Source organism: Microbulbifer variabilis, assembly GCF_056232115.1.
The window spans coordinates 4,750,363-4,764,358 of sequence record NZ_CP174325.1 but is presented as its reverse complement, the minus strand read 5'-3'; the positions used below and the strand labels follow the sequence as shown (position 1 = coordinate 4,764,358).

At 41.0% G+C, this 13,996-nt stretch carries 15 protein-coding genes; 14 read left to right on the top strand and 1 reads right to left on the bottom strand.

Annotated elements, in window-relative coordinates; all coding sequences use genetic code 11:
• Window positions 1-838: 838 nt before the first annotated feature.
• The 3 genes from ACJJI7_RS21360 (at window position 839) to ACJJI7_RS21350 (ending at window position 2,139) form a co-directional block, all read left to right on the top strand.
• The gene (locus ACJJI7_RS21360) at window positions 839-1,069 is read left to right on the top strand and encodes a hypothetical protein (RefSeq protein ID WP_444901266.1); all 231 of its coding nucleotides are present in this window, start codon (window positions 839-841) and stop codon (window positions 1,067-1,069) included.
• Window positions 1,070-1,139: 70 nt separating this feature from the next.
• Window positions 1,140-1,340, top strand: a complete 201-nt coding sequence (locus ACJJI7_RS21355; protein ID WP_444901267.1) for a hypothetical protein — start codon at window positions 1,140-1,142, stop codon at window positions 1,338-1,340.
• Window positions 1,341-1,794: 454 nt separating this feature from the next.
• Window positions 1,795-2,139: a hypothetical protein gene (locus ACJJI7_RS21350; protein ID WP_282953023.1), complete on the top strand. Its 345-nt coding sequence runs from the start codon at window positions 1,795-1,797 to the stop codon at window positions 2,137-2,139.
• Between the two features lie 1,075 nt (window positions 2,140-3,214).
• Here ACJJI7_RS21350 and ACJJI7_RS21345 read toward each other — a convergent pair.
• On the bottom strand, window positions 3,215-3,553 hold the full coding sequence (locus ACJJI7_RS21345) for a hypothetical protein (RefSeq protein WP_282953024.1): 339 nt from the start codon (window positions 3,551-3,553) through the stop codon (window positions 3,215-3,217).
• A gap of 731 nt (window positions 3,554-4,284) precedes the next feature.
• Here ACJJI7_RS21345 and ACJJI7_RS21340 point away from each other — a divergent pair.
• The 11 genes from ACJJI7_RS21340 (at window position 4,285) to ACJJI7_RS21290 (ending at window position 13,982) form a co-directional block, all read left to right on the top strand.
• A complete protein-coding gene (locus ACJJI7_RS21340; RefSeq protein ID WP_282953025.1) occupies window positions 4,285-4,635 on the top strand; it encodes a hypothetical protein in 351 nt (116 codons plus the stop codon).
• Window positions 4,636-5,383: 748 nt separating this feature from the next.
• The gene (locus tag ACJJI7_RS21335; RefSeq protein ID WP_282953026.1) at window positions 5,384-5,536 is read left to right on the top strand and encodes a carbon storage regulator; all 153 of its coding nucleotides are present in this window, start codon (window positions 5,384-5,386) and stop codon (window positions 5,534-5,536) included.
• Between the two features lie 1,734 nt (window positions 5,537-7,270).
• A complete protein-coding gene (locus ACJJI7_RS21330) occupies window positions 7,271-7,708 on the top strand; it encodes a hypothetical protein (protein ID WP_282953027.1) in 438 nt (145 codons plus the stop codon).
• Window positions 7,705-8,139, top strand: coding sequence for a hypothetical protein (locus tag ACJJI7_RS21325; RefSeq protein ID WP_282953028.1), 435 nt, complete (start codon window positions 7,705-7,707; stop codon window positions 8,137-8,139). Before ACJJI7_RS21330 ends, ACJJI7_RS21325 begins: the two co-directional genes overlap by 4 nt.
• A gap of 89 nt (window positions 8,140-8,228) precedes the next feature.
• On the top strand, window positions 8,229-8,582 hold the full coding sequence (locus ACJJI7_RS21320; protein WP_282953029.1) for a hypothetical protein: 354 nt from the start codon (window positions 8,229-8,231) through the stop codon (window positions 8,580-8,582).
• A 150-nt stretch (window positions 8,583-8,732) separates the two neighbouring features.
• Window positions 8,733-9,737 (top strand): hypothetical protein, encoded by a 1,005-nt coding sequence (locus ACJJI7_RS21315; RefSeq protein ID WP_282953030.1) that lies wholly within the window; start codon window positions 8,733-8,735, stop codon window positions 9,735-9,737.
• An 83-nt stretch (window positions 9,738-9,820) separates the two neighbouring features.
• Complete coding sequence (locus ACJJI7_RS21310; protein WP_282953031.1) at window positions 9,821-10,546, top strand: SIMPL domain-containing protein; 726 nt, start codon at window positions 9,821-9,823, stop codon at window positions 10,544-10,546.
• Window positions 10,547-10,822: 276 nt separating this feature from the next.
• Complete coding sequence (locus tag ACJJI7_RS21305; protein WP_282953032.1) at window positions 10,823-11,320, top strand: hypothetical protein; 498 nt, start codon at window positions 10,823-10,825, stop codon at window positions 11,318-11,320.
• An 830-nt stretch (window positions 11,321-12,150) separates the two neighbouring features.
• On the top strand, window positions 12,151-12,948 hold the full coding sequence (locus tag ACJJI7_RS21300) for a nucleotidyltransferase domain-containing protein (RefSeq protein WP_282953033.1): 798 nt from the start codon (window positions 12,151-12,153) through the stop codon (window positions 12,946-12,948).
• A gap of 46 nt (window positions 12,949-12,994) precedes the next feature.
• Window positions 12,995-13,465, top strand: coding sequence for a hypothetical protein (locus ACJJI7_RS21295; RefSeq protein ID WP_444901268.1), 471 nt, complete (start codon window positions 12,995-12,997; stop codon window positions 13,463-13,465).
• 22 nt (window positions 13,466-13,487) lie between these two features.
• Window positions 13,488-13,982, top strand: a complete 495-nt coding sequence (locus ACJJI7_RS21290) for a hypothetical protein (protein ID WP_282953035.1) — start codon at window positions 13,488-13,490, stop codon at window positions 13,980-13,982.
• Window positions 13,983-13,996: the final 14 nt, after the last annotated feature.

Genomic DNA, 13,996 nt, shown 5'->3' with positions numbered 1-13,996 from the left:
ATAGATGGAAGATAATAGCTGAAAAATTGATGTTAGGTAATGTCAAATATGAACCATTTTTTATCCTGGAGAGAATGAGACTATTAGTAGGATGGGAAGTTGAGGATACAGGCGGAGCAGTGTGGGCTTGAATTCTCTCTGGGGGAATCAGCCTAGGTTCTTGCATTGTTAGAAGAAATGTTGATTTAAACGTTTACTATCATTGTTGTTGGATTTTTAAAACCAGCTTGAATCTTGCAGTTTAAAGGGCCTTCATGGGGTACTCATTTTCTGTTCCTGCTTATAAATCGCACTTGCAAAATGATGGATAGTCGTGGGAGTAATTGCGTTTAGATCAAGAGTGGGAAAGTCTTCCAGTAAGGAGGAAGTAAAACATGTGATAGGCCTGAAGGGGTAGTCCTGTGTGAGCCAATTCCGTCCGGCAGGGCCTGGTCAGCATGTATTCTCAAGGTATTTTGCCCCAAGCATTGTGAGTGATAGGGATATAAGAATTGGTTGCGTCCACTACGTTACTCAATACGCTCATCCAACTCAGTTTGGGGCCTGGAGTCTCTGTGGCTAAATGGGAAGTGCGCCAAGTTTTATCTTTTGGTGACAGGCTGCAAGGGTCACTTCTTCACCCCACCATAAAAATTCTAACTCACTAGTTTTTGAGGCTTCCCAAAAAGGTCGATAGCAGCGAGAATGCCGGCCCTTAAGCCTGCTGTCGTATATGTGCTTGTTTTGCGTTACATTAAAGAGATTTGGCTTTTGGTGAAAATTAAAGAGAAGATAAAGCGATATATGAACCTCTTTGGGGCATGGTTATAAATTTAACTGCTTCTTAGTGGAGTGAGAGATGAGGAAGTACTTTTTCTACGTTATTGCGTTATTCTGCTTTTCAGGCGAAATATTTAGTGCAAAGGTGGCAAAGTCTGATATCACATACATTGCTCCGTGGACTCCATTTGTTGATGTCCAGATGGGCGCGACAGCTATAGATCCTGAGGGCTTTGGTAATAGTAATTTATATATTGATACAATGCCCTTGTTTGTTGGCTCTATATCAGAAATAGATGAGCTACTTTGAAGTGCTTTGGGAGTATTGCACTGTTGTATAATAATCTCTTATAAATTAACGAGCACAAGAGAGAAAGAAGTTGTATAAGAAACTACTGAGTACGCTATTGTTAACAGGAGCTTTATCTGTCCAGGCTGCGGTTCCAAGTGCTGTAGGCAAGATTCAAGGAATAAGTGCTTATGATTCATTTGGTGGTGGTGATGTACTAATCAAAACTGCAGGCAGTTGCGAGTCTATCGTTGACTATCAAAAGCCGCTGTATATGAGTACCTATAAATAGATAGCACGAAAATTGCAGTGCTTCCTACTGATTGGGAGCTCAAGAGTGATGCCCCATAATTTTAGTCAGTGTTTCTAAAACTATGGGGCGTTAAGTTGGATGGCATCTAAAGAAGCTATATTTTATGTCTAAGCCGGCCTAAAAAATTCGCATCCACATGTAAATATCAATAAAAATTAATTTCTTAGTTTGCTGCACTTATTCATATTCAATACTCCTGCGCAAAGGAGTATCCTGAGCACACGGTTGCAGGCGCAATGATAGCAAGGTTGTGAGCCGGGGGAGATCTGTGTGTGGCGCGGGAGAGACATTATTTGAAGAAATAGTTGTTTTTATGTCTGGTACTTACTCAGTGGGCTTGATGTTGTGATATGTGGGTTAACGGTTTAAGCTACTCCTGTGCTGGGTATCCAGAACTGTTTTTTATTAGTTTAAAAATATTAAGGTTGGTAAAATGAAGAAGTTGTTGATTACAGCTTTTGCGGTATTACTTGCGTCAAATGCTTATTCTTTAGGCTCGGTCAGTGCAAAGGTGGAGCAGATTCGAGTCGATGGAGATGGGAGAGCCATGATTTTTTTTGATAAGCCTTTAGGTGGAACGCCGGCAGCCTGTGCGGATAAAACAAACTATGGCAATGCATTGGCAGTGGATGCAGCTACTGATGGGGGGAAAGCGGTCTTAAGTATGGTTTTAGCGGCAAAGGCTTCAGGAGCAACTGTTACTGCTTATGGACATGGTGTATGTGGTTTGTATGGCAGTAACGTTGTAGAAACTTGGAATCATGGGTTTTTATTGTAATTAGTTTAAGTAATTCACGGTGATGTGTCCGGACTTGATGTGAAATAGCTTAAGTAGCTTAGCCTTCAGGCTGTCATCCTGGTTAACCCTTTGGTAAATCTCAAATCGGTACTAAATTATAGGGTTTACTATTTGGACAGTTGTTATAAATTCGAGATACTGGAGAGTGATATGAAGAAAGTTAGTATAATAGCCCTTTTGATATTGGCCTCAGATTGCTATGCAACGGTAGACTGTGGCCCATGGAAAATTACTGCAATACAGTCTCAAAAATTGGACGTTCTTTTGCGAGTCCAAGATGAGTCTGGGAGTTCATGGAAATCATTGGGTTTGCACTCTGAATCTAGCACTTCCTCATTTCAGTCAGTTGCACAACAAGCAATGGCTACAGGCGAATCGGTAATACTAAGATATCCGGACGGTTTTAATTGTAAGACTGATGATTGGTCGCAATCTACGCAAATGATACGAATTTATAAGTAGTTTAGGGTTAGGCATTTCGAGATGTTAGTTTGTTGTTACTCTCTGATCTATGAAATGATTCGGGAAGTGGGGGAAAACTGTCAACTTTACGTGCAGTATATAGGTCGATAACAAGTAGGTTTGAGCATTGGTGGTTATGCTGTGTAGGTGATCGCAAAAAAATATATGCAGTGTACCTGTCTAGTACATAGTAGGCTGTATTAGCTTTCAGAGTCTACTTAATGTACGAAACTATAGAATGGGTAAGCGGTGCATCAACTACTTGCGTTATTTGAATAACGTAGTTCTTGTACTGCTCACTTCTCCGCAATAAAAAACTCCCTTAAAAAACGATACTACTGGTAGGTGCTGAGTAAAAAATGAAAGTTAGATTTATATAAATGGAAGTTATGGAACCAGCGGAATGTAAGCCAGACTAGCGCATTGCCTGAGAAGGAACACTAATACTATATTTACCATGAACAATCGAAACCCCCATGAAAGTGCCATTGAAGTCTATTCAGGTGATAACATGAAGGCGGACTGTGTTGGTGTCAATTACGATATGGGGGTTAGTTTGGCCTGAAACAGAAAAGGTTAGAGGCCCAGATAATTAATAAACATATGTATGCAGTATTTCGGCATAAGCTCCGATACACCTTCCACTATCTATTTGGAACGCGATATCGTTTTGTGCTGCTTTTGCAGCAAGAATTGCGGAAAATTGTCCTTTATTCTTACCATCAGTTAAATCCAGGTAGTAATAACTTTTATCGCTACATGTATTCCCCACCCCATTCGATACCCCCATCATTTGTGTGGCATGGATACGGGCAAAGGATTCACCAACTGTTATGTGGTCAATCTTGGCGATAGGAGAAGTTTCGGCGCTAGAATTTAGGGGAATTGAGGTGCTCAAAGTAATACATAGAGCTGGTAAAAAATACTTCATTTCTATTCCTATTTTATATTGGCAAGCGGTATGTGAGCTACAGGTGAGGAATATACCAAATTTAAGAGGAAGATCATAGGCAGGGATAGCACCGCTGAATGCAAAGTCGTAGAGAGTTTGATGGCCCTGTGTTGCTAATGGCTCGACATCTTTAGGGTAGAGCCTTTTATTATGCGATAGCTGCCAGCACAACCTTCTTAAGTTGGATATTCCAGGGTATCAAAACTTCATAATTCTCAACGTATTGGAAATACGGAACCTTCTTCAGAGTATCTCTCCAAAATACTCATATGGGTCAAGACCTTGAAGCTTGGTTGTAAGGATAAAACTGAATTCCAGATAATATACTTAACATAAGCTCCACTGAACGTATGGCTAAAAAGATAGTTTTGCGAAGATCCTGAGACTGCTTCACAAATGCACCGGCGATTCGAAGTTTAACCAGAGTCTTCAGGCATCTTGGTGATGCTGGCACGGATAGAGTTTAGGCCTTTTGATAAAGCCACAGTGTTAGGAGGAATTTCAGAGTGGTGTGGTGAGGTACTTCAGTAAACCCACCTCTTGAGGCCGCAGAAATAGAGGTTTTGGATTAATGGTCGGTAAGATGAAAGGCCCATGAAAGTTGGTTATCCCACAGCTAGTTCTTCAGTTCATAAGTGCCTTAGATGATGAAATATACCCTGGATTGCTATAATATTAGAATTACTCTCAATATTTAAAAGGAATAAACGTTGAAAAAATATATTTTTTCTCTGCTGCTAATGCTTGCAACCCCTAATGTATCTGCAGAGGCTAGCTGGTCGCATGGTGAGATTGATTTGCTTGAATCTTTTTCTGATTACGTGGTTATAAGGTGGACTGGACCTAAAACTCAAGAATGTGGTAGTGACGATCACGCGGTAAGATTTGATTCTGATTCTTTAGGCAACGAAGCAGCTTTTGACCGTGCCGTATCAATTGCAATGTCAGCTCAAGTTAGCCAAAAGCCTATTCGTTTTAGGTTGGATGGATGCATTGGCACAAAGCAAAAAGCTACTATAGTTCAGCTGTGTACGAACTCAGATTGCACTTATAATAGTTAAATATAATTATTACAGCGAATACCCTATAGGCTCTTAAGTGCCGGGGTATTTTACCCACAATCAAAACCCACAATCAAAACCCACAATCAAAACCCACAATCAAAACCCACAAAAAACCTAAACACCCACTAATTGAGGTAGAAGAGGGAAGCTGTATAAGTTGCTTTTACCTCATTTTGGTTGAGGTCTTACTTTACTGAATAGTCAAATATTAACCCATATTTATTCTCTAGTGCCGTAGCAATCATGGACATGCAGTGTTTGAATAGCTGAAATTTAGATTATTGGCAGTAGTGTAACGCGCCCAGAGAACTCTGCTAGGATATGACACACTCATCCGAGTTCTTACCATCCTTGCACTCCTCTCTGCTGCCATCTACTAGACATAGGTTTTCAAGGAGCTGTAATCTGCCGCTTCAATTTAACCTCTCAACTGGTACAGCCGGACCAGTGAGCCTGTAGAAAGCGGCAAGATGTGCTTGGTGCCCAACTTAGAAACCGAGGTATTGTGATTGGGTCCAAGAAGAATTGGACTGACTGCTAATTACAAAATTTCCGACACCCTCTTCACTTTGTGACCGGTAATCGCAGACGTTACCTATGCGATTAGCTTCAATCCAGAGGCAGCCAGGCAGGATCAGTAATGCGGGGGATATGATTTGCTCCATAGTAACTTCAGATCTAACTACCTAATCCAACTTACAACGAGTTCGTGCTCTATCTTCATTTAACAAAGAGGCGCGGCAACGTGTATAAAGCTGATAAAACATTTGTCTCAGTCACTGTGCTGGAGGTGAAAGGCAATCAAGTGAAGATAGGCATAAGCGCACCCAAATCACTCCCCATCCACCGTGAAGAAATCGATGTGCGGATCAAAAGGGAACGGAAAGCAAAGGCCTGAATATACTAAAAGGGTGGGGCAACTCGAGGTACCCAATAATTATCGGGACTCCAAGCAGAAGCATTGTGCCTCTGTTCGTTAGGCGGTATACGCATTCTGATTCGAATGCCTCTTGGGTGCCAAAGGTGATTAGGTTGAGAATTCGGAGCGGCCATGTTGGTGTCTTGGAGGTGTTTAACAAGCAGACCCTCTTAGCCGACTGGAGGAAAGGGTAAGCAAGCCTTGTCAGCCCCACAAGACGCGTACTCATTGCTCGTTTTACTGTACATAAAACTTCATACCAATACTGCCGAGCCCATCAACTGCTTAAAATGGCTTTCAGGATTGTGCTAAAAATAGAGCCCACGCTTTGCCAAGATACCCGGCCTTTTGATGATGACGGAATGTTCCCATCAATGCTCCCTAGCTCTTATGTGCTGAGGTAGCGGACACACCGATCACCAGTAATGGCTGTTCTACTTTTGATGAAATCTGAGCTTCGATTTTCTACCCCTCGAAACTCATTCTTCACTGGACTATGTCTCAATTGGCTTGGCTACTGCCCTGCAAAGTGCCACTCTGCACCTCTAGTCTTAAACCCATCACATGTCTTCCGAACCTGTGTAGTCAGAATCTCTAGATTCGTTACCGCCACTTATAAAGATGGCAGCAGTAGAGAACCTATTGACACCGTATGACAAAAATTGGGAAGTCAGTAAGTTCGAGGAAGGGAGGCGAGTGAAAGTGCTGTGTATCGACTTGTGTACAAGGCAGTGAAGTGGATGCATATACAGCTTTGGGCGGGAGCTATGCCTAGCGATGTGAGGTATCCTGTGCCCAAGAGGCTACCAGGTGAGGGGTTGTTTGGAGGGCTCAAGTAGATGACTAGCCCAACCCGCAGATGATCGGTATTGAGCATGCAAGAACGGTCGATATTGAGTGAAAAATGAACAGCTATGCATTTTGCAGCAAAGATCAGCAGCAGCCTCTCATATCTATGGGTAAAAATTAGTAACTCATTGATATTTAAAGGGTTCCCAAATAGATATAAAGCAGCGAAAATGATGAGATATAAAGACACTGCTTTATATCTATTTTGGTTCATTTGCGCCAAGTACAGGTAACTTGCTGATTCTTCGAGATTTTTCTTATGCTCGAAGAGAGAAGGGCTTGGAAATATGGAGTAGGGTAATATAAAGAAACTTCTTTTGAATTAACTGTTAGGGCTGCGCGTATGACATCTAGTGGATCAAAGCTTCTAATATCTTTCCTTCTTATCCCAAGTTCTTTATTTCTAATGAGGATTACAGGTTGGTTCGGATTGCTATTTCTTGTCTCTTTGATTTGCTCAACTCTGTTTTGCTTCGATTACGCAGCTGAACTTAGAGCTTTAGAACGGAAAACGAAAATTCAGGAATACATTTCAGTATTGCTATTTTTCCCTCAAGCAATATTTGGTTTAACATCTTTCTTAATAGGAATTTCGATAGTTGTATGGGTTCTATACAATACTTTCGTCGAGAAGCTACCTGAATACTCTGGAGGCGTTTTAACTTTTGGAATTGCTCCAGCATTGATATTGTTTGGTCTGGCTGCACTAAAGTCAGTTTTCTCAAACAAAAGGAACAAGGGAAATGAGCTCTAACAAGGCCATTAAAAATCGCACACTTCGCGTGCTGGACTCGCAACAAGTTGCTCGCCTTTTATATGGCGGCGTTAAGTGAAAATACATATCCATCAGATTCAGGCGTTTTAGTGAAGTACAAAATATTTATTGTTGCCGCTTTATTCTTATCCATAGCGGGTTGTTCAAGTACTATGGGTGGCTATATTGTCCCAGGAGAATCTATTGATCGTAATTTAGTTTACAAGGTTGAGAAGAATACAACTGATGAGAGGGGGCTAGATGAAATTATTTCACTTCAACTAAAGAAGAAAGGGTTGAAGGTTTTTGCTGAATCGTCAGATACTTCTAAAGACTATGATGTGAAAATTGTTTATGGGGGGCAATGGCAGTGGGATGTGACGTGGTATTTACTAAATGTGGATATCCGTTTTTATGAGAAAGAGTCCAGCCTGCTGCTAGCCTCAGCATATTCACATAGAACGTCCTTAGTCAGGAAAAAACCTTCACAAGTAGTTGATGAAGCTATTTCTGCACTATTTACTTTAAACAATAAGGAAGGAAGATGATTAAAAATACACTACTACTATTTTCTGCGGTATTACTAACTGCCTGTGTTTCAAGCCCGCCTGTTTTGGTCCCAGACTCACTGAATAATGATTCTATTTCGGCAGTTGGTATGACTTGTAGTAGCCCTCATAAACTGTCGCAAGATTGTTCTGGCTTATCAGGACCTACTAAAAAGATCTCTATATCTGGCATGAAAATGAAGGTGGCTGGAACAAGTGATGGTACGGTTATAGTTATGTTTGGAACAAGTTCGATGAGTCCAAATATGCAGGAAATTAATACCAGCTATGAATTGATAAAGCGTGAATTAGTAGCCAATAAAATTGGCATTATTAAGGTAACCCCTGTTATTTCTTCAAATATTCTTTTTGGATATGCCATAGAAACAGATAAGCCATCTTATAAGCTTATATCCAAACAAAGTAGCTAACAATCACTTAACAAATTAAGGCAGCGGACACAAAACTGCGTTTTTGGTCCATTGCTTAAAGCGTTAACAGTCGGAGGAAATAATCAACCATGTCATGGTTTTGGGATGCTTTTCAGCAGAGTCAGATCTCGGATAATCAAAAACTGAGTAGTGATGCAAAGCATGATTCTAAAGCGGCGCTTTCATCAGTCCGCGAGCTGGAAGAGAAAGTAGATCGTTTATCTTTGCTATGCCATGCACTATTTGAGGAGCTTGAGCGTTCTACAGGGTTCTCTGAGAGTCAGCTTAAAGAAAAAATGGCTGAAATTGACTTACGTGATGGGAAGCTAGATGGGAAATTTGACCCCATATCTGGGAAGAACTGCCTTGATTGTGGCCATAAAATACGTAAGTCGCGCCCAAATTGCTTTTGGTGCGGCGCCAGTCTCAAAAGTATTGGTTGAGCCCCAGTTAACAAAGCAATACAGCTGACGTCTTACTTGGTGCACTTCTTGTACGGTCGCTGTGCTCCTATTTTTGTGCAGCACACAAAGCAAGTTGCTACTGATTGCGGTGTTAATAGGCAAGAATAGTAGGTGCAATAATCACAGATTATGGAAGATAAAATTATTTCAGCAGTGAGAACGTTTGCTAGCTCGATAAACTCGGATAGTAAATTCATGGCCGATATGTCTGAACTAATTGAAGTGACGTCTCAGCTGCCTCTTTCGAGTTTTGATCACTGGGAACGTTCTATTCGTTCAGAATTTTCTTCGGCTATAAGGGAGTCTGTTCCCCCGAAGTGTGGGGTATGGTCAAAATCCAAGGAATTAGTAACTTGGCTCGATCTTACTAGCTGGGATGGTTACACACGTGAAAAAGCACTGCGAGCCCTTTCCGGGGCTGCGCCGAATACTTTCTTTTTCTCTCTGGCGGTTCGTAGACTCAATGATTGGGTGCCTCAAGTCCGTAAAGCCGCAAGGGAAACGCTTCTTGGGGTAGCTAGATCGACTGATCCAAAATTTGTAGTTGATGCACTATGTGTCACGCTTTCTAATTGGAACTCGTGGGGCAGGATAGAAGAAATAGATAAAGAGGTTCTTCTGAAAATTATCTGCGAAGAGGAAATAGCAAAGTCTCTTCGGTCTAAGTTAATTTCATCGGCTTCTGGACCTATGCTTTCACTCTTTTCTCAACTTGGCCGCACACCGATACTTGATGAGAAAATTGAAGAAATAGCTCAGTCTGCAATTCAGCCTACGGTTCGAGCTAAGGCATACCGCAGCTTATTTGAAGGGCGAGTAGCATGGATCGAAGGCCGAAAATGGGTGTGGACTGATATAAGGTACTGTGAAGGCAAGCTAAAACCTATCGTAGGTGAGCGAATGCTAGAAATTGAAATTCCGCTACTAGACTTATTAAAACGATCATCTGAAGATCGCTCGTCCATCGTTAGGCGCCTTTCAGCAGAGATATTGATACGGGAGTTAGGCAATTTAGGTATGAAAGCACGAGTATTCGCTGAGCGCTTTGCTTCAGATAACTCACACTCTGTATCAGAAAGGGGTGAGTTTGCTTTAAAGAAATTAGACGAAGCTGAGCGTGGCAGCACCTCTTAACATGCGCATGTTGTCGGATTAGTTTTCCGCTGCGCTACAAACAAGACACAAATACGGGCATTAAAACTTAAAAGGAATCGCGCATGAAATATGTTTTATTGGCACTATCTTTAATTATTTCTTTTTCAGTTTTTGCCAATCCAGTACCCGAATTTCCGTTTGTGATTGTCACTGAAAAATTTGAGCAAGAAGTTAAACCTGACTTGGTAAAAGTGCGCTTCAGTCTTTCAGCATATGATAAATCGTCAGATAAGGCGATGGATCAATTAACCAAGTTTTCTGCTCAAATGTTAGAAATCTTAAAAAGTAACGAAATTCCCATTTCAAATATCGAATCAACACAAATCGACAAGACCACTAAGCGAGCAAGAAAAGATGGAGCATACAACTTAGATATCTTGGGTTATGAGGTTCAGCAAGGATTCAATTTGCGTATTACTGATCTTACGAAGTACCCTAGCATAATGAATCAGCTAATCCGGTTAGACGGTGTTCAAAATATAGATGCATTCTTTGAAACTACTCATGAAGATGAGTACAAAGAAAAAATGATTGTTGATCTGAGCTTCAAAGCTAGGAAAAAAGCCGATGCCCTTGCTAAGGCCCAGTCTAGAACGGTCAAGAGTGTCTATGGAATTACTACCGAAGAGAATTTTGGGCAGGCATATGCAACTTTTTCATTGGAGTACAGCCCTCAAGCGTATGCTTTAGCCATGGAAGCTGATTCCTACGGTATGGATTTAGTAATGGCAGTTCCTGAATTTATCAAAGTAGGCCAACGAATAACCGCTATATATGAATTGAAGTAGGCGTCGTGCCAAGCTGCTGTAGGCACTAGGTAGTGCTAACTTGAGTGACGAATACGAGAAGTCTCTCCTCTTGTTTCTTTACGACAACTTAGAAAATGGTACTTATGGTAGGGAGGACCTTCACACAATCGATGAAAATCTAGCTAGTTCGGAAATTTTTGACCAATAAGAAAATCAATTTCATTCCAACTCTACAAGCTACTTACCATGAGTAGGTAAGTGGTGATATATTAGATCTATGAGGTACCTAGCCTAGGTGTTGAGCTTTATGATTTTATGGTCAATATTGTGTTTCGAGTTAGAATAATTTTACTGTTGTTATTTTTGAAAAGCTCTTCAGTCAGCGCTTGTATTAAAATTGAAAATTTTATTTTTGAGAATATAATTTCTGCTAACCATGTTTTTGTTGGTAAGGTAGAAAATTATATCGTTGTGGACAAGAATAGATACACCGGAATGCCAAGGCATGCTCTAATAACTTTTTCAGTAGAAGAGGAGTTATTTGGAAAGCACGATAGCTCTATCGTGGATCTTTTCTGGACTAATTCTACCTTTGGATTGCCCGGTCAATTGGATGAGGATCGCTATTTGGTGGCATCTGCAAAGGTGGGTGGTCAGGGTATCATTGAAACCCAATATCCATTCAAATTATCAAAACTTGAAGGAGTTTTGCAAGCTCCGTGTACTGCACCATTTTTGCTGAAACCAAGTGTAGATAATATTGAGAAAGCTAAAAAAGCTCTGAGTGTTGTGTCTGCGAGACAGATGAAGTAAAGAATATTCTCATCATTACTTCCTGGGTTTTGTTTGCCGAGCTAGCGACTACTACAGTCACCACCAATGGAAGTTCTATTTTTGATCGGATCTGCGCATTGCTTTTTCTACCCCTCGTAGCTTATTCGGCCTTAGATAGTGTCTCAAACGGCTTGGCTACCCTACAAAGTGCAAGTCCGCACCTCTTTCAATCCTTCACTCGTCTTTCGAACCTGTGTAGCCAGAATCTCTGGATTCGTTACTGCCACTTATAAAGATGGTAGTAGTGAAGGACCTGTTGGCGCGGGATGGTAAAAAATCAGGAGATTAATGAGTTCGAGGAAGAGGCGAGTAAAGGTGCAGTGTATCGACTTGTGTTTACAAGATAGTGAGGTTTAGGCATAAAGCTTGGGTGGAGGCTAAGCAGGTGATATTGAGCACACCGTGTGCAAGCGCCAGGTGGGTGATGGAGCAGTTTAGAGGGCTCAAGTGGATGGCAAGCCATAAACCTCAAATCTTCGGTTTTTGGCTATTTAGATAGATTGATATTGAGTGAAAAATATACAGTTGTGCATTCTATAACAAAGATCAGCAGCAGCTGCTCCTATTTTTAGGTGAAACTCAGTAACTTATTGATACTTTTAGGATTCTCAAATAGATACAAAGCAGCGAAAATAATGAGATATAAAGACGCTACTTTATATCTATTTTGGTGCATTTGTACCAAGTATAGATAATTGATTGAATTTCTTAGTTTTTTTCCTTCTCGAAGGAGCTAGGGCATATAAATATAAAACAGGGTGATATAAAGAAGCTTCTTTTGAATTAACTGTTAGCTTCAAGATGAAATTATGATAGACATCAGTATTAGAGAAGATATATTAAGTCGCCTAGAGAAGACTGAAGAAAAATTTGATGTAACGATTCTTATGGCAATTGAATCAGGAAGTAGAGCATGGGGGTTTGCTTCACCTAATAGCGATTATGATGTCCGTTTTATCTATGTAAATAAACCTGAATGGTATCTATCGGTGGATTTGGAAGATAAGCGGGATGTGATTGAATACCCAATAGTTGATGATATCGATTTAAACGGGTGGGATGTAAGGAAGGCTTTGAAACTATTCTGGAAATCAAATCCTGCATTTGTCGAGTGGATCCAATCTTCAATATCTTACATTGATGATGGTTGTTTTCGTGATAAGTCATTAGAGCTGCTGCCTGAAATATATTCTACTGAAAAGGGTATATATCACTACAGAAGTATGGCAAAAACCAATTATCGAGGGTATTTACGTGAGGAAATGGTGCCGCTTAAAAAGTATTTCTATGTCTTGCGTCCATTATTCTCTATACAGTGGCTTGAAGAATATGGTACAGCCGCTCCAATAGAGTTTGAAAAAGTATTATCGTTAGTAACAAACAATGAGTTGCTTGATACAATTCATGCTCTTTTAGAACGCAAAAGGGTGAGCGAGGAAAAAATGCTGTCTCCGGCTATTCCCTTATTGAATCAGTACATTGAGGAGCAACTCACTCGTTTGGAAGATATAAAACTCCCAAAAGCTGATAGAAGCATTGAAATGGCCCAGCTAAATGAGCTTTTTCATTGTATTTTAGGTAATAAGCTAACAAGGGGCTCAATTTGACGCCTATCGACGAAAATTAGCTCGGCGTTAGGTGCCCAGAGGAATTATGAGCGTAAATCTAGAAAAGCACCGAAGAATGAAATTACGTAAGGCTACGGGAACTCGTGTTATTAATTCGCCTGAGCCGGTTCCATTCCATCGTGGTCCCGAATACTTGGTTGCTCATGTATGCTTCAATTGCCGAAAAAGTTATAAAAGACCTGTTGAGTACTCTGGTAAAAAGGCGACTCGATGTCACCCTTGCCCAGGTTGTGGCGAATGTATGCATGAGATGGGACGTAGCTTTAAGGCACCAAAGGCAGTTGATAAGAGGCAGTGGCGTAAGGTACAAATTCTATTCGCTGCTGGGTTCCGATTCATCAGCTGTGGTTCCCATGAGGGCGCCAAGTTACCTGCTGAGCTAAGTGAACTAGAAGGTTTCTTAATCAATAATCAGGTGCACCCGCTAAAGGTAGCAGCACCTAACAAGCTAATGTTGCCGGACGGTTACCGCGATGCGGCAACCGCCGCAAGTTAGAGCGTTATGTGAAAGGAAAATCATGAAAATAGTCAGCATCTTCATAGTCTTTGCTGGGCTCATCGTTACAGGATGTGCCACTACAAATACATCTTCTGTGGCGATAACATCAGCAAAGCCGTCACTTACATTTTCGCAAGAAGAAACTTGGAACCTCATGGTTGGAAAATGGTACGGGAGTCAACCGACTAAGGATGGTGGTAAGAGACAAGAGATAGTTGAGAGATTTCCGCAAGGAACCTACAAGATTATTTTTCGTATTTATGACAAAGACGGAAAAATCAAGGAACAAACCGAAGCCGGCCAGTGGGGTGTGTCAGGCCCAGTTTATTTTGCAATATTTCGTGGTTGGGTTGAAGACAATCATCTTTCTCCGTCTAACCCCGCTGATCCGTTTAATTATGATGCTTATCGAATCATTAAACTGGATAACGAGATGTTAGAGTATGAGAGCTATAGTTCTGGGAACAAATATGTAATTAAGAAAGTGTCCAATGATTTCCAGTTCCCAGGCTAGTGATTCACATAACA

Excerpts from the sequence above, each read along its gene's own strand:
- ACJJI7_RS21360 (WP_444901266.1), top strand. The coding sequence starts at position 839 with ATGAGGAAGTACTTTTTCTACGTTATTGCGTTATTCTGCTTTTCAGGC.
- ACJJI7_RS21350 (WP_282953023.1), top strand. The coding sequence starts at position 1,795 with ATGAAGAAGTTGTTGATTACAGCTTTTGCGGTATTACTTGCGTCAAAT.
- ACJJI7_RS21345 (WP_282953024.1), bottom strand. The coding sequence starts at position 3,553 with ATGAAGTATTTTTTACCAGCTCTATGTATTACTTTGAGCACCTCAATT.
- ACJJI7_RS21325 (WP_282953028.1), top strand. The coding sequence starts at position 7,705 with ATGATTAAAAATACACTACTACTATTTTCTGCGGTATTACTAACTGCC.
- ACJJI7_RS21320 (WP_282953029.1), top strand. The coding sequence starts at position 8,229 with ATGTCATGGTTTTGGGATGCTTTTCAGCAGAGTCAGATCTCGGATAAT.
- ACJJI7_RS21315 (WP_282953030.1), top strand. The coding sequence starts at position 8,733 with ATGGAAGATAAAATTATTTCAGCAGTGAGAACGTTTGCTAGCTCGATA.
- ACJJI7_RS21310 (WP_282953031.1), top strand. The coding sequence starts at position 9,821 with ATGAAATATGTTTTATTGGCACTATCTTTAATTATTTCTTTTTCAGTT.
- ACJJI7_RS21305 (WP_282953032.1), top strand. The coding sequence starts at position 10,823 with ATGGTCAATATTGTGTTTCGAGTTAGAATAATTTTACTGTTGTTATTT.
- ACJJI7_RS21300 (WP_282953033.1), top strand. The coding sequence starts at position 12,151 with ATGATAGACATCAGTATTAGAGAAGATATATTAAGTCGCCTAGAGAAG.
- ACJJI7_RS21295 (WP_444901268.1), top strand. The coding sequence starts at position 12,995 with ATGAGCGTAAATCTAGAAAAGCACCGAAGAATGAAATTACGTAAGGCT.
- ACJJI7_RS21290 (WP_282953035.1), top strand. The coding sequence starts at position 13,488 with ATGAAAATAGTCAGCATCTTCATAGTCTTTGCTGGGCTCATCGTTACA.